The organism is Pseudocolwellia sp. G5-9, assembly GCF_055808995.1.
In genome coordinates, this window is record NZ_CM147893.1 from 572,223 (window position 1) to 589,984 (window position 17,762).

Consider the following 17,762-nt stretch of genomic DNA (forward strand, 5'->3'; position numbering starts at 1 on the left):
AGCCAGCAATAAAAGCCCATTAATTGGGCGTTATAAGGCGCGTGCACTTGAATCAGAATCGGTACAAAGCATCTTTTCCAACACCTAACTCAACTAGTGAATTTTTTGATTCATCTACTTGGGTATTATATGGTTTTTGGGGAATGCTGGTCGTCTGCTTTTTTGCACATGGTATTTTTTATTATCACCCAGATACAGGCTTCGCTCACGAAGATGACTTAAAAATTATAGTCGTTAATGTTATTGGTTTGGCTGTTTTATTTATCTTAAAGTTATTTGCTCAAAACATTTATATTATTGGTAGAGTTATGGCTGCGTTATGCTTGATTGTATTTTTAATAATCATAGGCTTAACCATTTATATTACTTTAGTTGATCACTTCCCAGTTGCATATCTAGGTGGTGCCCTGTATTTTGGTTTTGCAAGTTATCTATTAAATAAAGACTATATAAAGTTAAAGTAAGCGCCATATAACAAGGCATTGCAGCAGGACAAATAACAGTTGGTTGTTGCTCGTGCCTCGCTATTTTAACCAACAATTATTTGCCTCTGAATGAGGCGTTATATGTTTGTAACTAAAAAAAAAGAAATATTAAAAATTAAGTGGTGTGTTTCGCCATTATAAGTTTGGTTGCCACCACTAATAAGCTTTACGCAATTACAAAACAAGTTTTGTGGTAAAGCTATTATTTCATTCTCGTTTGGGCTTAAATGGCTCAAGGATAATTTTAATTAAGGGTAGCTTCGTTATTGTTCAGGCTAAGTTTTTTACTTGGTTTTACACATAACAAGTTGCTTAACAGGACAAAATACAGTTTGCTCGGCTCGTACCTCGCCAATTTTAGCAAACGGTATTTTGCCCATTAGCAAAGCGTTATATGCACTCAAATAGTATGGTTGGTTTAGCTAAAAATATTGTTATCAATCTTACTTTTGTAAACGCTGCTACGAGTTTCGCTATTGTAGTTATTCAATAGTCACTAATAAGCTTTGTTGTTTTTATTACTACGTAATGTAACAAAGCTATTATTTCGTTCTGGCATTTGTGGGTAGCTCAATTTATAGTGCAGTTATTACTACCGTCTTTTACTTTAAACTTCAGTAATTAAGTTAAAGTTAATCAGGCATATAACAAGCAATTCAACGGGACTTTTACAGCTGGCTGCGCTCGTTCCTCGCAAATTATAGCCAGCGATAAAAGCCCATTAATTGGGCGTTATACGGTAAACGGAGTATTGATGAAGCCGATAGTTTTAGTTACGGGCGGTAGTCGAGGGATCGGTGCTGCGACATCTAAATATCTAGCAAAACAGAATTATGTTGTATGCGTTAATTATATTTCGAATAAAGCTGAGGCAACCAAGGTTGTATCGTGCATAGAAAAAGACGGTGGTACGGCTATCGCCGTACAAGCGGATGTATCAAAAGAAGATAATGTAATTCGTTTATTTGACACCATAGATAAATCATTAGGTCAAATAACCCATTTAGTAAATAACGCAGGTATATTGTTACCGCAAATGCGTGTGTCAGAAATGACAGCAGAAAGAATTAATAAAATTCTCACGACAAATGTCACCAGTTATTTTTTGTGTTGTCGTGAAGCAATCAACAGAATGAAAAATGGTGGTTCAATTGTTAATGTATCTTCGGCTGCATCAAGGCTAGGCTCTGCTGGTGAGTACGTGGACTATGCTTCATCAAAAGGAGCAATTGATACATTAACAATTGGTTTGTCTCTTGAAGTTGCTAATCAAAATATTCGGGTAAACTGTGTTCGACCCGGCTTTATATATACTGATATGCATGGAGATGGCGGTGAACCTAATAGAGTTGAACGCGTTAAACCATTAATACCTTTACGACGTGGTGGTACACCTAAAGAGGTTGCTGCTTCTATTGCGTTTCTGCTATCAAATGAAGCATCATTTATCACAGGTACGTTCGTCGATGTTGCTGGTGGGAAATAACCGTATAACAAGCTATTAAACAAGGACAAAAAACAGTTTGCTGTTTTCGTTCCTCAACATTTTAGCAAACAATTTTTTGCCTGTTAATAGGGCGTTATATGCACTCAAATAGTATGGTTGGTTTAGCTAAAAATGTTTTTACCAAAGGTGCTTTTGTAAACGCTGCTACGGGTTTCGCTATTATGGTTTTTCAATAGTCACTAATAAGCTTTGTTGTTTTTATTACTGCGTAATGTAACAAAGCTATTATTTCGTTCTGGTATTTGTGGGTAGCTCAATTTATAGTGCGTTTATTACTACCGTTTTTTACTTCTAACTTTTGTATTTAAGTTCAGTTTTATCAGGCATATAACAAGCAATTCAACGGGACTTTTACAGCTGGCTGTGCTCGTTCCTCGCTATTTTAGCCAGCAATAAAAGCCCATTAATTGGGCGTTAGGCATATTCGTAGGGATGCGATTTAATGAAATTTTTGAGTGTTATAATATTTAGTATTACTTTATTGGCGTGTTCTTCTACTGAAGTTCATTTATATACGCGTTATTTATCTGATATAGAAATAGAAAAAATAAGCTTAAAATTAGACCAGTCTAACTTTAACGTTGTAACCAATAATCTTTCATTTCCAGAAACAATTCATCAATCAACACTCCTTTATTCTCCATTTATTAAAGGAGATAAAACTTTAGATACTTTAATAAATTCACTTTCTGAAATAGGTTGGACTATTCCTAGTGTGGAAGCACTTGTGTCTGGTAATCATTGGTACAGCAAAAATAGTGTTGGTTTGTTTTTACTCCCAGAAGGAATAAAACAAAAAGATAAAATTGCTAATCAAGATCTAGCTAATGATTACGAAAGTCGAAATTGCGATACTTTAGTGAGCCTTCGTATAAACAAGGATAACACCTATCTACTCACTTTTGCTAACAAAACGCACGAGCGAACAGATCATCTCAAAGGACATTGGAAAATAAGAAGTTATCCTTATATAGAATTTACATCATTTAACGAACGTTGGTGGTTTTACTTTGAAATTGAGCAAAAAGTAGAATCTGATAAAGTAAGTAAAATAAATATTATTGAGCTTAAGCCCGTCGATCGTTATCCTTTCTTTCCTAATTGCAGTTTTGCAAATGGTGTAAGAATTTAATAATAATCAGCTAGGTGTAATATATGCCTAACAAGAAAATCAACAAGGACTAAAAACAGCGGGCTGTTCGCTCCGCTTCATTTTAGCCCACTATTTTTTAGCCTGTTATTTGGGCGTTATATGCACTCAAATCGTATTGTTGGTTTAGCTAAAAATGTTTTTATCAAAGGTGCTTTTGTAAACGCTACTACGGGTTTCGCTATTCTAGTTTTCCAATGGTCACTAATAAGCTTTACCTTGTTAAAGACATTTTTGTGGTAAAGCTATTATTTCGTTCTGGCAATTGTGGGTAGCTCAATTTATAGTGCATTTATTACTACCGTCTTTTACTTTTAACTTATGTATTTAAGTTCAGGTTTATCAGGCATATAACAAGCAATTCAACGGGACTTTTACAGCTGGCTGTTTCGTTCCTCAACATTATAAGCCAGCAATAAAAGCCCATTAATTGGGCGTTAGAGTTTTGGAGTGTTCATTGACGAACAAGTATCGTTATAAATTAAATTTTGTAGATCCTGACTCCGGAATTAATAAATGTTCTACGATAATCGGTGGTATTGGAATCTTGTTAGGGCTTTGGTCGCTTGCATTTTTTGGTCATGCTGAAGTTCATGGTTTAACTTTAATTTATGTGTTTTTTCTAGTAGCTCTTAACTTTTTAAGTTATCACTTTGAATTTCTCAGAAAGGTTATTGCTGTATTTTCTGGATGTATAGCAGTTTTCTTTTTAATATTTTCATTGCCTGATTTTATATCTAGCAATATGATACGCTCTAAATCTGGTTTGTATTTTATGCTGGTAGGTTTATATTCAGCTGCCGTGTATTTTTGTCAATACAAGACGCTATCAAAAAAACTCTAACAAGGCATTGCAAAGGACTAAAAACAGCTGGCCGTTGCTCGTGCCTCGCCATTTTGGCCAACAATTTTTAGCCTCTGAATGAGGCGTTATATGCAATTCATGAAGTAGGGTGCTTTAGCTAATAATTTGGTTATTAACTTTTACTTTTGTAAACGCTGCTACGGGTTTCGCTATTATCGTTTTTCAATAGCCACTAATAAGCTTTGCCTTGTTAAAGAGACTTTTGTGGCAAAGCTATTATTTCGTTCTGGCTTTTGTGGGTAGCTCAATTTATAGTGTGGTTATTACTACCGCCTTTTACTAGTTGCTTGTGTATTTATGTTTAGGTTTATCAGGCATATAACAAGAAATTCAACGGGACTTTTACAGCTGGCTGTGCTCGTTCCTCGCAATTTTAGCCAGCAATAAAAGCCCATTAATTGGGCGTTATATGCAATTCATGTAGTAGGGTGCTTTAGCTAATAATTCGGTTATTAACTTTTACTTTTGTAAACGCTGCTACGAGTTTCGCTATTGTAGTTTTCCAATAGTAACTAATAAGCTTTGCGTATTTAAAAGACTTTGTTGGCAAAGCTATTATTTCGTACTAGCATTTGTGAGTAGCTCAATTTATAGTTCATTTATTACTACCGTCTTTTACTTCTAACTTTTGTATTTAAGTTTAGGTTTATCAGGCATATAACAAGCAATTCAACGGGACTTTTACAGCTGGCTGTGCTCGTTCCTCGCAAATTTAGCCAGCAATAAAAGCCCATTAATTGGGCGTTGGCTATTTTAGTTTTATAACAAGGAGAAGTGTATGACCGAAGTAAAAAACACGTATCAACCAGTAACCGGTGAAGCATTGGATGCTCTCAATGCATATGTTTCATATACTAAAAATATGTTTGAAGAACAATATGACTTTGAACTTGGATATAACATCGAATCTATAGAGGTATTAGATAACTTTATTAATACTGTTCGTGATCAAGCGGATGATGATTCAAAAGATAAACTGGTAAGTCTTATTGGTACTTTTCTAGGAGAAGCACTCATATCAAACCTAGGTGGTAACTGGGCTTACTATCCTGAAGGGGATATGGGTATAAATTTAAAGGAAGGGGTAATGGCTTCCCCTCATGCTAAGGCAGAAAAGCACTTGTACAATGGTGACGGAGATTCAATTTTATTTTTTTATAAATTTATATCTAAGAAAATATCGGATGAATTATAATAAATAGCTAACAAGCCATTCAAGTAGGACTAAAACAGCAGGCTCTTCGCTTCGCTCGATTATAGCCTACTATTTTTAGCCTCTTAATGGGGCGTTATATGCACTCAAATAGTATGGTTGGTTTAGCTAAAAATGTTTTTATCAAAGGTGCTTTTGTAAACGCTGCTATGAGTTTCGCTATTGTCGTTTTTCACTAGTCACTAATAAGCTTTGTTGTTTTTATTACTGCGTAATGTAACAAAGCTATTATTTCGTTCTAGCATTTGTGGGTAGCTCAATTTATAGTGTGTTTATTACTACCGTCTTTTACTTCCGGCTTTTGTATTTTAGTTCAGGTTTATCAGGCATATAACAAGCAATTCAACGGGACTTTTACAGCTGGCTGTGCTCGTTCCTCGCAATTATAGCCAGCAATAAAAGCCCATTAATTGGGCGTTAGAGTTTCTTCATGTCATACGATAAAATCATCGTCAGTGAAAATGGCGAAGAGTTTCCATATTCAGAATCATTTGATGAGGACTCTTATTATTACGAAGTAAGTATCGTGCTTGATGATCGTGATGGTGAATTATTCATTTCAAAATGGGGTTCTCATATTGCATTTGACGACGACGGAAGTTGGTTGGATTTTAAAATCGCACCTAATGAATTTTTTCCAAATCAAAAAGAGTTAACTCACGAAAATATACTCTCTTACATGGAAACTTTGCTAGATAGAGAGTCTGAGGGTAAATTGTTATCCAAAGGTGACGTGGAAAATCACTACCAAAGATTTTTAAAATCAGAGCAATGAAACTCTAACAAGTCGTTTAAAAGGACAAAAAACAGTTGGCTTTTGCTCCTTCGTCGCTAATATTAGCCAACAATTTTTTGCCTCTTAACGAGGCGTTATATGCAATTCATGAAGTAGGGGGCTTTAGCTAAAAATTTGTTTGTTAACTCTTACTTTTTTATGTGCTATTACGAGTTTCGCTATTGTAGTTTTTCACTAGTCACTAATAAGCTTTGCCTTTTTAAAGAGACTTTTGTGGCAAAGCTATTATTTCGTTCTGGCATTTGTGGGTAGCTCAATTTATAGTGCGTTTATTACTACCGGTTTTTACTAGTTGCTTATGTATTTAAGTTCAGGTTTATCAGGCATATAACAAGCAATTCAACGGGACTTTTACAGCTGGCTGTGCTCGTTCCTCGCAATTTTAGCCAGCAATAAAAGCCCATTAATTGGGCGTTATATTTTTCTTGAGGTCGGCGTATGGAGTTTGATGGCGGAGTTGTAATCTCTGCTTTAATAAATATAGCGATTGCTATTTATTTACTGTTCTTGTTGTTTAGTTATCGATCTTATCTCTGGCATAAGACAGAAGCTGTAATCACTAAATCTGAATTAAAAGGAACTTATGATTCTGATGGAGACATGATGTACGGTCCTGAAATTGAGTATGAGTACTTCTATGATGGGAGGAAATATATTAACGATTATGTCGCTGTGGCGGTTGGGAGTAGTAATATAAAGTCGCAGGCAGAAGATATTTTAGGGGCGTACGGTAAAGGTTGGAAAGTCGACGTGTACGTTAACCCCAGAAAACCTTCTAAATCAATTTTAGCTCCAGGAATAAGAGTTCATCATTTATATTTGTTAGGCTTCTTAATTTTTGGATTTTATTTTTGGGTACCGGCGGGCTGGAATTTTTGGAGTTATGTATCATCTCAAAACTCAAATCTTTATGCAGAAGTAATGATCCCTATTGAATTAGATGCGCCTAAAATAGAAAAACTTAAAGTTGCAAACTCGATTAGAGCTAATTTATTAGGTAGTGATATAAAGGCAAAAATTCAGAAGGAATATAATTATATAACACCTATGGCAATGGATGAGGGGTTTCAGCTCACAGTTAAAGAGGATTTTTTTTCAAACAGTAAAAGTTCAAAGGCTGTACAGTTAGTATGTAGCTTCGAACATCCTAGTTCAAAAAACTATCCAAAAACAGTTACTAAAGCATGTCACATGCTAGTAGAGAAAGAGCTGAAAAAATATAACAAGTCACTCAAGCAGGACAAATAACAGTTGGTTTTTGCTCCTTCGTCGCTTATTTTAACCAACTATTATTTGCCTCTTAGTGAGGCGTTAGCCGTACAGGAGTTATCGTGAGAATCGTAGTACAAGGCCCAACGTTTTGGGAGCCAGTTGACGAAAATAAATTCTTTGAATGGATATACTCATTACCAGATTATCATAGCGTATCAGGCCAAGGTTTAGATTTGTTTATTGAGCTAAATGAACCTGTGAAACAGGACACAATTAATCAATTGTTTATTCTATTTAAACGCTGGGAATTAGATTTTAACTCTTTAATACCATTTAAAGCGGTTAATAAAAGTCATATTTCTTGGATAAATGATTTTTTAGAGTGAAGTACGGCTAACAAGTCATTTCAGCAGGACAAAAAACAGCTGGTTTTTGCTCGTGCCTCGCTAATTTTAACCAGCTATTTTATTGCCTCTGAATGAGGCGTTATATGCACTCAAATTGTATTGTTGGTTTAGCTAAAAATATTGTTATCAAACGTACTTTTGTAAACGTTGCTACGGGTTTCGCTATTATAGTTTTCCAATAGTCACTAATAAGCTTTGTTGTTTTTATTACTTCGTAATGTAACAAAGCTATTATTTCGTACTGGCATTTGTGGGTAGCTCAATTTATAGTGCGTTTATTACTACCATCTTTTACTAGTCGCTTGTGTATTTATGTTTAGGTTTGTCAGGCATATAACAAGCAATTCAACGGGACTTTTACAGCTGGCTGTGCTCGTTCCTCGCAATGTTAGCCAGCAATAAAAGCCCATTAATTGGGCGTTAGAACTACTTTGACATTCCCCTCCTACGTACATACAATGTACATATGATAAAATTCGAATGGAATGCAGCTAAAGCTGTAACAAATATCAAAAAACACGGTGTTTCTTTCGAAGAAGCTAAATCCGTATTTTTTGATGATTTTGCCGTACAATTCTTTGATCAAGAGAACTCCGATACGGAAGACCGATTTTTGATGCTTGGAATGAGCAATGAAACTAATTTATTACTTGTTTGTCACTGTGAACGTGACGATGGGAATACTATTAGAGTTATCTCTGCTCGAAAAGCAACGAAGAACGAAAGTAAAAATTACCAGCGAGGGCATTAATAATGAAAGATGAATATGATTTATCCGCAATGAAATCGCGTAAAAATCCTTACGCAAGTAAATTAAAAAAACCTGTAACTATGCGTCTTGGAGAAGATGTTATATCTTACTTTAAAGGCATGGCTGAGGAATCAGGTGTTCCTTACCAAAGCCTAATAAATTTATATCTTCGAGACTGTGTTGCGACACATAAAAAAATAGATATTAACTGGCATGCGTAGTCGTAGCTCTAACAAGTTGCTTAAACGGACACGTACAGTTTGCTCGCGCTTCGCGCATTATAGCAAATTGTACTTAGCCGCTTAGCAAGGCGTTAGTGAGCAAAAAAGTATTGAGAGTAAATTTAGCCTTTAGATTAAAATATGAATGAATTAGCTTCACTTATAAGAGAGATTAGAATTTTTTCTGCATGTTATGTGCGTTTCTCTACACAAATCACTGGAAGGTTTTCTTTTGGTGATATACCTGATGTTACGTTACATTCAAATGGTAATCGTATTTACTCAAATAAAAATGACTTATTATTTAGACGTAACACTGTTAAATTAAAATTAAAAATACTCAGACTTAAAAATTATCAATTTGAATTGTTAGGTGGGAACCAACTAGTTTTAGCTAAACAAAAACTATTTTCTGACACATGGACAATTCAATCTAGGAATAAAGATATAGGTACTTATGAGTTCAAGGTAAGTCTTTTCCCGTGGGAAGAAGTACATAAAATCTACTCAGACACCAATGATCAAAATATACAAGAAATACTATTGTTTGTGTTGTGCTATATGTATGAAATATCAAGAGACTGCACATAGGTGAAGTTGCTCACTAACAAGTTGCTTAAACGGACACAAACAGCTGGCTGTGCTTCGTTCCTCGCTATTATAGCCAGCCATTTTTAGCCGCTTAGCAAAGCGTTATATGCAATTCATGTAGTTGGGTGTTTTAGTTAAAATTGTTTTTACCAAAAGTACTTTTGTAAACGCTGCTACGGGTTTCGCTATTGTAGTTTTTCAATAGTCACTAATAAGCTTTGTTGTTTTTATTACTGCGTAATGTAACAAAGCTATTATTTCGTTCTGGTATTTGTGGGTAGCTCAATTTATAGTGCGTTTATTACTACCGTCTTTTACTTCTAACTTTTGTATTTAAGTTCAGTTTTATCAGGCATATAACAAGCAATTCAACGGGACTTTTACAGCTGGCTGTGCTCGTTCCTCGCAAATTATAGCCAGCAATAAAAGCCCATTAATTGGGCGTTATACGGTTCGAAAATTATGCATCATGCGTCGATAAAATCATCTTACAATGACTTATTAAAAGACTTAGCTGATATCAATTTAATTCAACAAGTTGCGAATGCTGCGTTTAAAAGAGAATTCGATATTCTTAATGAATTTGAAAAAAATAAATCACCTGATTCCGTTGTAGGTAATTATGCTTTTGGGTTTGACAATCCATTTTCAGGTAAAGTTGAAAAATATGAGTTTCGTAAAACCAGTATTTCTGACTTAAAAAGTTTAACTATGCAACAAAAAAACAATCAGTATTGTTGGTTGTTGGCGAATGCATTCGAAAAATTCGAAAGTTATGTAAATTATTCATATGAGGTGTTAACAACTAAAACAGCACCACGGAAATTAAATAAAGTATTAGCTTATTTTAGTGAAAATTATCCTCAGTTAAATGAAAGTGAAAAAAGAAATAAATTTAAGATTCACCTTAAAATCGCTGTTATATTAGTAGAGAAGCTAAGACATTCAATTGTTCATATGCAAGGCTGTATATTAGAACCTAATGCCTTTATTAATAAGGTTATCGAAGAGTCTGGCATCAATAATGATCGCCTTGAACACGAAGATTTTATTCAACAATTTATATTTAATGGAAAGGTCTATATCGTTGAACAACCGATAATTGATAACGATTTATTACCTCGTTACCATGACATATATCGGTATTTAGTTAGCTATCTACTAGCATATGCTTTTCTAATTAAAGAACACGCGGAATGTAATGTAAAAACCGTATAACAAGCAATTCAACGGGACTTTTACAGCTGGCTGTGCTCGTTCCTCGCAATTTTAGCCAGCAATAAAAGCCCATTAATTGGGCGTTATATGTATAGGGAAGTATGAATAACTTCAGAGTTTTTTTATCAACATCATTTTTTATAATGAGTTCATATTTTGTATTTGATCTTATATTTTATGGTTTTGATTGGTTGCTACTAATTGCTTCAATATTAGGCTATGTCTTAGCTCATTATATGTGGCCGCCTAAATTTGACGATGAAAGTCATTGGTACGATTTATTAGAGTATGTAGTTGATTTACCTTTTCGTATTCTAGTAACAAGCATCAGAGGGATAGGAAGTATTTTTAAAAACTCTGATTCAAGCTTTGATTTATAATACACATAACAAGAAAATCAACAGGACTAAAAACAGCTGGTTTTGCTCCTGCGTCGCTATTTTACCAGCTATTTTTAGCCCGTTATTTGGGCGTTATATGCACTCAAATAGTATGGTTTGTTTAGCTAAAAATGTTTTTATCAAAAATACTTTTGTACACGTTGCTTCGGTTTCGCTATTAAGGTTTTCCAATAGTCACTAATAAGCTTTGTTGTTTTTATTACTACGTAATGTAACAAAGCTATTATTTCGTACTGGCATTTGTGGGTAGCTCAATTTATAGTGCGTTTATTACTACCATCTTTTACTAGTCGCTTGTGTATTTATGTTTAGGTTTGTCAGGCATATAACAAGCAATTCAACGGGACTTTTACAGCTGGCTGTGCTCGTTCCTCGCAATTTTAGCCAGCAATAAAAGCCGATTAATTGGGCGTTATGCTGAATCAGGATATTCTCGCACTTGGATATATTACTTAAAGATATTATTAAGAACACTCCTATTGAAATGGATCTTCAACCTTCATTTCTCCTCAATTCAGGAAAGAGTTTATATTTTGCAATAAACCTTCAAGAACCTAGAACAAATGGTGGGAGAGGGATGTCTTGTTATATTTGCTCATTCGATTTAACACAACACTCCATATCGTGGGTTGTTGAGCTTAAAACTGAAGAACATTTCAATTCAATATTTACTTCGCCAGTCAGAATTAATAATACTTTGTATGCCAGCTCTTCGAATGAAATCCTTGCTATCAATAGCTCCAATGGCGAGATTTTATGGTCTAAAAAACCTAAATTTAAATACTCTTCAGGTGGAAGGTTATCGAGCGTATCAGAACGGCTTTTTTTAAGTAATGGAGGTGAGTTAATTGAGCTTGAAACATCATCAGGTAAAGTTAAACAAAGTATAAAACCGCGGGTTAAATGGTTTGATTCACCAGTTATATCTCATAAACGTAAGCTTTATGTGTCGACCAGTAATTCTAAAATATTGGAATTGGATTATGAAAGCTTAACTGTTCTTGGAGAGTTTAAATACAGTGGAGGCTGGGCTGTCGGAGCGACACCGCTGTTCCATAATGATAGGCTTGTTTGTGCTGGTTATGGGGGCAATATAACTATATTTGATATTGAATCTAGATTAGCCATTAAAAAGTTTAAAAAAAAGGCAGGACGAAAACCTAATCAACTACTAATTAATAATTACTTTATTATATTTGAATCCCTAGAAAATAATATTTTAACTTGTTTCGATCTATTAAAAGATAAGAAATGTTGGAAGCTTGAGTTAAAGGGAATCCAAAAAATTTGGAAAAAAGATGACGATACAATTTTTATCCTATATGAAAATGACTCTGGCTACATCGTTGATGTATTAAATATCCGTACAGGTAAATTAGAAACTACTATAGATAATTCACCTAAAGTCGATGAAACTCACTATGAGTTTGGGCTATGGGATGGTTCTGGTGGACTTTATACAGAGTCTAGGGAGCTATTTTTAAATTATAAACCTGGGATGATTAGTGTTCATTCAGCATAACAAGTCACTCAAGCAGGACAAATAACAGTTGGTTTTTGCTCCTTCGTCGCTTATTTTAACCAACTATTATTTGCCTCTTAGTGAGGCGTTAGGCAACAACAGGATAGTTCGCAGTATGGTCAGAATAATTGAGCCAAAAACAGAGCGACTTCAACTGCGCCAGTGGACTTCTAATGACTTAGAGCCATTTTTCGCAATGTCGTCAGATCCTCAAGTAATGAAGTTTTTCCCAAAGACTTTGAATCGAAATGAAAGCGATGCCATCGCCAAAAAATGTGAATCACTAATCGCACAAAACGGATGGGGTGTTTGGGCTGTAGAGCATATTGGCTCAAAAGAGTTCATAGGCATTGTGGGGCTATTTTCGTCTTCTTCAAAATTACCTTTCTCGCCATGTGTAGAAATTCTTTGGCGACTTGCGAGACCGCAATGGGGGCGAGGATACGCCACAGAAGCAGCGTTGGCAGCTCTTAAAGTTGGCTTTGAAGAGCTTGAGTTACAAGAAATTGTTTCTTTTGCTGTTCAGAATAACTATTCTTCGTTAGCAGTAATGGAGAGAATCAACATGTTAAACACTGGTGTTACATTCGAACATCCTGATGTCCCAGATGATAGTCGCTTTAAAGAGCACTGTTTGTTTAAAATTTTACGAGATAGTTGGGCGAAAAATGTTGCCTAACAAGTAATTGCAAAGGACTAAAAAAGCTGGCTATTGCTCGTGCCTCGCTATTTTAGCCAACAATTTTTAGCCTCTGAATGAGGCGTTATATGCACTCAAATAGTATGGTGGGTTTAGCTAAAAATATTGTGATCAAACGTATTTTTTAAGCGCTGCTACGGGTTTCGCTATTATAGTTTTCAATAGTCACTAATAAGCTTTGTTGTTTTTATTACTGCGTAATGTAACAAAGCTATTATTTCGTTCTGGCATTTGTGGGTAGCTCAATTTATAGTGCATTTATTACTACCGTCTTTTACTTTAAACTTCAGTCATTAAGTTTAAATTTATCAGGCATATAACAAGCAATTCAACGGGACTTTTACAGCTGGCTGTGCTCGTCCCTCGCAAATTTTAGCCAGCAATAAAAGCCCATTAATTGGGCGTTATATCCTAAGAGTATCTAATGAAGATTGCCGTATTATCAGACATTCATAGTAACGTTTTCGCCCTTGATGCTGTCATTAAGGATGTAAAAAGGCATTCCGTAGATTTAAAAGCAAATCTTGGTGATATTCTTTATGGCCCAGTTGCCCCTAAGGCTACTTTTGAACTTTTGATGGAACATGATTTTATTACAATTTCAGGTAATCAAGATCGTCAAATTTACGAATCTACGGAAGAAGAAATAGAATCAAACCCAACCATGCAATTTATTTTGGATGATTTAGGTTCTAAACCATTAGAGTGGATGAAATCACTACCTTTTGATAAGCAAGTTAATGAAGATGTATATTTTTGTCATGGCACACCAAAAAATGACTTGGTTTATTTATTGGAAGATGTGAGTAAAGGTTATGCTTTACTACGTTCAGATAACGTAATATTAGATTTACTTGCGGGTCAAAAATCTAAGCTAATATGCTGTGGTCACACACATACGCCTAGAGCTGTAAACTTGAGTAGTGGTCAACTTATTGTTAATCCTGGAAGTGTTGGTCTACAAGCATATACAGATGAAGAGCCTGTAGTACACTCTATGGAAAACTTTACGCATCACGCATCATATTCAATAGTTGAAAAGGTTGATTCTAAGTGGATCGTTCAAAACATCAAAGTTCCTTATGATTATCATCGTGCTGTAAATGAAAGTAAAAAAAGAAACCGTAGTGATTGGGTTCACTTTTTATCAACGGGAAGACGGATATAACAAGTTGCTTAAACGGACAAAAAACAGTTGGCTTTTGCTCGTTCCTCGCTATTTTAGCCAACAATTTTTAGCCGCTTAGCAAAGCGTTAGGCAACTATGGAGGGTTCAGTGTGCGTTTTACAACTCTATATGGAGAATTAATTACTGCAATTTTACGAATATTGACAGGACGATTGTTTTCCGAAGAACAAATAAAATCTATTACCTCTCATGCAACAGGCAAGTACCTTACAGAGTTTTTTCCTGATATAGGCGAAGAAGCTGAAGCAAGGGAAAGAGTTGATGAAGCAAAAGAACATATACTTGCTGCCAGCAGTATTATATCTAAAATGCAAAAAGACCTTGATTCTAAAACGGAAAATTTAGACGCGTTACTTGAAGAGATAGAACATAAAAAGTCACTGGCAGAAAGGTATCGTGAACTTGCAAATACAAACCAAGCTAAATTTAGCGCCATACGAGAAGAAATGGAAGATGCACTAAGGCAACAATTGGTGGAGCAATCAGAACAAGGTAAAGGAGTTCGTAGGTTTATATCATTTTTAATAGGTTTAGTAACTTTAATTGCAGGTGCAGCACTTGGAGCGTATTTTAAAGACATAGTTGCTTGGTTTAATACTCTGCAATTATTTGCCTAACAAGTTGCTTAAACGGACAAAAAACAGTTGGCTTTTGCTCGTTCCTCGCTTATTTTAGCCAACAATTTTTCGCCGCTTAGCAAGGCGTTATATGCACTCAAATAGTATGGTTGGTTTAGCTAAAAATATTGTTATCAATCTTACTTTTGTAAACGCTGCTACGAGTTTCGCTATTGTAGTTATTCAATAGTCACTAATAAGCTTTGTTGTTTTTATTACTACGTAATGTAACAAAGCTATTATTTCGTTCTGGCATTTGTGGGTAGCTCAATTTATAGTGCAGTTATTACTACCGTCTTTTACTTTAAACTTCAGTAATTAAGTTAAAGTTAATCAGGCATATAACAAGCAATTCAACGGGACTTTTACAGCTGGCTGCGCTCGTTCCTCGCAAATTATAGCCAGCGATAAAAGCCCATTAATTGGGCGTTATATGCAATTCATGTAGTATTGTTGGTTTAGCTAAAAATGTTGTTATCAAAGGTGCTTTTGTAAGCGCTGCTACGGGTTTCGCTATTGTAGTTTTTCAATAGCCACTAATAAGCTTTGCCTATTTAAAAGACTTTGTTGGCAAAGCTATTATTTCGTTCTGGCATTTGTGGGTAGCTCAATTTATAGTGCATTTATGACTACCGTCTTTTACTTCTGGCTTTTGTATTTAAGTTCAGGTTTATCAGGCATATAACAAGAAATTTAACGGGACTTTTACAGCTGGCTGTGCTCGTTCCTCGCAAATTATAGCCAGCAATAAAAGCCCATTAATTGGGCGTTATGTACAAATTGTGTAAATCTAACTATGGAGAGTAATATGGATATAAATTTAACAACGGGTTCGGTAGCTTTTTTATTTGGGATATTGAGTGCTAAATGGGCAATGGAATTAGGTTATTCACAATTCACCCAGATAATTATTTTCTGTTTAGGTTTAATAGCTGGACCGCTAGTATTATTTTTCTTATACATTCGTCTTTTATATCAGCGTAAAGAAAATAATCAATCAGGTACTAAGTTTTTTGGCCATCAAGAAAAAGAAGTTAATCAAAGCAGTAATTGTACATAACAAGTTGCTTAACAGGACAAAATACAGTTTGCTGTTGCTCGTGCCTCGCACATTTTAGCAAACTTTATTTTGCCCATTAGCAAAGCGTTAGCATTACATGGATGGTCTTGTGAAAATTTTAAATGTTTTATTATTCAGCATAGTTTCTTCTTTTGTTCATTCTCAAGAGCACTTATATCCAGAAACATCTATTTATGCACGAATGCAGGTAACACATAATTATCATTTATTTGTCACAAAAGCATTTGAAGCCGCATATGCTAACGATGTAATTTTAAAAGTAATTACGATTCCATCTTTTGATTCAGAGTCAGCCTTATTTATTAAAAAAATAGAAAATCAATATTCTCTAATACTTTTAGAAGCAGAAATACATTATTGGCAAATTTACAGTAACAATGTTCCTGTTAACCCGATAGAAAAGTGTAACATTTCAATCCCAAATCAATTAGCAATCCAATTAGAAAAAATTTGGGTATCCGAGTTATTAAAAACTAAGTATTCGTCGAATAACCGTTTAGGTATGGATGGTACTACTTATCACTTTTCTACCCCTAGAAAACATGATAATTCAATATTCTTGGCACCGATGGCAGGTAAAACATGGAGTCCTGATCAGGGCACGCGTATGGGCGAGTTAGTCAATTTAATACATGAGCTTAAACAAACGTGTATTGCCAATGGAAATACAAATAAAGTTAAACAAGTTGTCGATAAACTTGTGGTAAAGTAATGCTAACAAGCTGTTCAAGCGGGACAAATAACAGTTGGCTGGTTCCGCTCCGCTTCACATTTTAGCCAACTACAATTTGCCCCTTAACAGGGCGTTAGGCATCATGATTAAGTTCTGCTCATTTCTAATAATATTTTTATACTCGGCGCATAGCTTGGCATTAAGTATTGTTTGCTTACCTGTAAATACTGTAGAAGAAAAACTCCAGCGGTTAGATGAGCTATTTTCCAATGCCGATGTCGTTCTACTTCTTGGTAAACCTAAAGTCACTGATAGTTTTGCTACTAAGCACAAAGTATTAAAGGTTTGGAAAGGTGTGACTGGTGAATATGTCTACGTGAAAGGTGGTGTAAAATCGGGGGTGTTATTTGCAAAACGCTACGAAAAAAATGGGGCTTTAGTGTCAGGAAATTCATATTGTCATCATAATAAACTTTCAAATATTGATTTAATAAAACAAAATTATGGGAATGGGGATTTGCCAAACATTGAATATAGAGAGCAACAATATGGATGGAGCTACTTAAGCTGGCCTTTGATGTTTAGTTTTGTTTTCTTAATTATATTATGTATGCTTACTCAGGCTTTTGTAAATCACAAGCAAAAGGGCTAAGTGTATAAATGCCTAACAAGGCATTGCAGCAGGACTAAAAACAGCTGGCCGTTGCTCGTGCCTCGCTATTTTGGCCAACAATTTTTAGCCTCTGAATGAGGCGTTATATGCACTCAAATTGTATTGTTGGTTTAGCTAAAAATGTTGTTATCAAAAATACTTTTGTACACGTTGCTTCGGGTTTCGCTATTATAGTTTTTCACTAGTCACTAATAAGCTTTGCCTTTTTAAAGAGACTTTTGTGGCAAAGCTATTATTTCGCTCTGGCATTTGTGGGTAGCTCAATTTATAGTGCGTTTATTACTACCGTCTTTTACTTCTGGCTTTTGTATTTTAGTTCAGGTTTATCAGGCATATAACAAGCAATTCAACGGGACTTTTACAGCTGACTGTGCTCGTTCCTCGCAATGTTAGCCAGCAATAAAAGCCCATTAATTGGGCGTTATATACACTCAAATTGTATTGTTTGTTTAGCTAAAAATATTGTTATCAACCTTACTTTTGTAAACGC

21 protein-coding genes are annotated in these 17,762 nt (G+C 35.0%); all 21 read left to right on the forward strand.

What is annotated here, in order from left to right:
- Window positions 1-47 precede the first annotated feature (47 nt).
- The 21 genes from AC0L5Q_RS02425 (at window position 48) to AC0L5Q_RS02525 (ending at window position 17,251) form a co-directional block, all read left to right on the forward strand.
- Complete coding sequence (locus tag AC0L5Q_RS02425) at window positions 48-464, forward strand: hypothetical protein (protein ID WP_473614127.1); 417 nt, start codon at window positions 48-50, stop codon at window positions 462-464.
- A gap of 775 nt (window positions 465-1,239) precedes the next feature.
- Entirely contained in the window at window positions 1,240-1,971 is a 732-nt protein-coding gene (locus AC0L5Q_RS02430) for an SDR family oxidoreductase (protein WP_473614128.1), read from the forward strand.
- A 463-nt stretch (window positions 1,972-2,434) separates the two neighbouring features.
- Window positions 2,435-3,124 (forward strand): hypothetical protein, encoded by a 690-nt coding sequence (locus AC0L5Q_RS02435; RefSeq protein ID WP_473614129.1) that lies wholly within the window; start codon window positions 2,435-2,437, stop codon window positions 3,122-3,124.
- A 120-nt stretch (window positions 3,125-3,244) separates the two neighbouring features.
- Window positions 3,245-3,385 carry a hypothetical protein gene (locus tag AC0L5Q_RS02440; protein ID WP_473614130.1) on the forward strand — a complete coding sequence of 47 codons (141 nt, stop codon included), beginning with the start codon at window positions 3,245-3,247 and terminating at the stop codon, window positions 3,383-3,385.
- A 214-nt stretch (window positions 3,386-3,599) separates the two neighbouring features.
- Window positions 3,600-3,986 carry a hypothetical protein gene (locus AC0L5Q_RS02445; protein ID WP_473614131.1) on the forward strand — a complete coding sequence of 129 codons (387 nt, stop codon included), beginning with the start codon at window positions 3,600-3,602 and terminating at the stop codon, window positions 3,984-3,986.
- 799 nt (window positions 3,987-4,785) lie between these two features.
- A complete protein-coding gene (locus AC0L5Q_RS02450; RefSeq protein ID WP_473614132.1) occupies window positions 4,786-5,202 on the forward strand; it encodes a hypothetical protein in 417 nt (138 codons plus the stop codon).
- Between the two features lie 448 nt (window positions 5,203-5,650).
- The gene (locus AC0L5Q_RS02455) at window positions 5,651-5,995 is read left to right on the forward strand and encodes a hypothetical protein (RefSeq protein ID WP_473614133.1); all 345 of its coding nucleotides are present in this window, start codon (window positions 5,651-5,653) and stop codon (window positions 5,993-5,995) included.
- A gap of 459 nt (window positions 5,996-6,454) precedes the next feature.
- Window positions 6,455-7,264, forward strand: coding sequence for a DUF3592 domain-containing protein (locus AC0L5Q_RS02460; protein ID WP_473614134.1), 810 nt, complete (start codon window positions 6,455-6,457; stop codon window positions 7,262-7,264).
- Window positions 7,265-7,347: 83 nt separating this feature from the next.
- Window positions 7,348-7,614, forward strand: a complete 267-nt coding sequence (locus AC0L5Q_RS02465) for a hypothetical protein (protein ID WP_473614135.1) — start codon at window positions 7,348-7,350, stop codon at window positions 7,612-7,614.
- A gap of 487 nt (window positions 7,615-8,101) precedes the next feature.
- A complete protein-coding gene (locus AC0L5Q_RS02470; protein WP_473614136.1) occupies window positions 8,102-8,386 on the forward strand; it encodes a BrnT family toxin in 285 nt (94 codons plus the stop codon).
- A 2-nt stretch (window positions 8,387-8,388) separates the two neighbouring features.
- A complete protein-coding gene (locus AC0L5Q_RS02475) occupies window positions 8,389-8,607 on the forward strand; it encodes a BrnA antitoxin family protein (protein WP_101342692.1) in 219 nt (72 codons plus the stop codon).
- Window positions 8,608-8,748: 141 nt separating this feature from the next.
- Entirely contained in the window at window positions 8,749-9,198 is a 450-nt protein-coding gene (locus tag AC0L5Q_RS02480; protein WP_473614137.1) for a hypothetical protein, read from the forward strand.
- A gap of 462 nt (window positions 9,199-9,660) precedes the next feature.
- Window positions 9,661-10,416, forward strand: coding sequence for a hypothetical protein (locus AC0L5Q_RS02485; RefSeq protein ID WP_473614138.1), 756 nt, complete (start codon window positions 9,661-9,663; stop codon window positions 10,414-10,416).
- A 101-nt stretch (window positions 10,417-10,517) separates the two neighbouring features.
- Window positions 10,518-10,796: a hypothetical protein gene (locus AC0L5Q_RS02490; RefSeq protein ID WP_473614139.1), complete on the forward strand. Its 279-nt coding sequence runs from the start codon at window positions 10,518-10,520 to the stop codon at window positions 10,794-10,796.
- Window positions 10,797-11,256: 460 nt separating this feature from the next.
- Complete coding sequence (locus AC0L5Q_RS02495) at window positions 11,257-12,339, forward strand: outer membrane protein assembly factor BamB family protein (RefSeq protein ID WP_473614140.1); 1,083 nt, start codon at window positions 11,257-11,259, stop codon at window positions 12,337-12,339.
- Between the two features lie 115 nt (window positions 12,340-12,454).
- On the forward strand, window positions 12,455-13,018 hold the full coding sequence (locus AC0L5Q_RS02500) for a GNAT family N-acetyltransferase (protein ID WP_473614141.1): 564 nt from the start codon (window positions 12,455-12,457) through the stop codon (window positions 13,016-13,018).
- A 445-nt stretch (window positions 13,019-13,463) separates the two neighbouring features.
- Window positions 13,464-14,207 carry a metallophosphoesterase family protein gene (locus tag AC0L5Q_RS02505; RefSeq protein ID WP_473614142.1) on the forward strand — a complete coding sequence of 248 codons (744 nt, stop codon included), beginning with the start codon at window positions 13,464-13,466 and terminating at the stop codon, window positions 14,205-14,207.
- A 110-nt stretch (window positions 14,208-14,317) separates the two neighbouring features.
- Window positions 14,318-14,845: a hypothetical protein gene (locus AC0L5Q_RS02510; RefSeq protein WP_473614143.1), complete on the forward strand. Its 528-nt coding sequence runs from the start codon at window positions 14,318-14,320 to the stop codon at window positions 14,843-14,845.
- Window positions 14,846-15,653: 808 nt separating this feature from the next.
- Window positions 15,654-15,905, forward strand: a complete 252-nt coding sequence (locus AC0L5Q_RS02515) for a hypothetical protein (RefSeq protein ID WP_473614144.1) — start codon at window positions 15,654-15,656, stop codon at window positions 15,903-15,905.
- Between the two features lie 109 nt (window positions 15,906-16,014).
- Entirely contained in the window at window positions 16,015-16,638 is a 624-nt protein-coding gene (locus AC0L5Q_RS02520) for a hypothetical protein (RefSeq protein ID WP_473614145.1), read from the forward strand.
- Between the two features lie 154 nt (window positions 16,639-16,792).
- Window positions 16,793-17,251, forward strand: coding sequence for a hypothetical protein (locus AC0L5Q_RS02525; RefSeq protein ID WP_473614146.1), 459 nt, complete (start codon window positions 16,793-16,795; stop codon window positions 17,249-17,251).
- The last annotated feature ends 511 nt before the right edge of the window (window positions 17,252-17,762 follow it).